The organism is Micromonospora sp. M51, from assembly GCF_018070305.1.
In the GTDB taxonomy this organism is placed as follows: domain Bacteria; phylum Actinomycetota; class Actinomycetes; order Mycobacteriales; family Micromonosporaceae; genus Micromonospora; species Micromonospora parva.
This window is the reverse complement of record NZ_JAGPXZ010001395.1, coordinates 1-635: the sequence shown is the minus strand read 5'-3', so window position 1 is coordinate 635 and position 635 is coordinate 1. Positions and strand designations below refer to the sequence as shown.

The following is a 635-nucleotide window of genomic DNA, read 5'->3' as shown; positions in this document are numbered from 1 at the left end:
GACCCGACGCCAGACGGCGTGAGCGACACCCTCAGACGGCGGCCAGGCGCGTACCCCGCGCCGCGCCGCCCGCCCGTTGGCCGGCAGTGACCCGCCCGCCGACCCCGCCCGGGCGGGCACGTGGCATCGTTCTCGGATGACCGCCGCACCGCAGGGGGAATGGCACCGCCCCGGTCCAACGGCCGAGCAGCGCCGCAACGACCTGTGGCTCGGGTTGGGGATGACCGGGCTGGCCCTGGTGAGCCTCACCCTGGCCCGCAGCACCGGGGCGTTCCTGCTGGGCCCGCCGCCGTCCGGGCCGGAGCAACTGTTCTGGACCGTCGCGGTGACCCTGCCGCTGATCTGGCGACGACGGTGGCCGGCCGCCACCCTGCTGGTCGTCGCGGTGATGTTCATCGCCGCGCAGGCACGATCGGCACCCGAGACGCAGTTCTCCCCCTGGGCCCTGTTCTGCGCCATCTACACCGTCGGCGCCTGGGGGCAGGACCGCCAGCTGTCGCGCCGACTGCGAGTCGGGGTGATCGCCACGATGTTCGCCTGGCTCGGGGTCTACTACGCGGTGATGATCGACCACATTCCGGCGGATGCCTTCGCCGGTGCGGTCGGACCGGTGCCGCCGGTGCTCGCCGCGATGG

Annotated in this window: 1 pseudogene; it reads left to right on the top strand. The window is 73.9% G+C overall.

The features are described from left to right. Nucleotides 1-136: 136 nt before the first annotated feature. Nucleotides 137-635 (top strand): annotated as a pseudogene (locus KBX53_RS35045) (sensor histidine kinase); the annotation flags it as partial.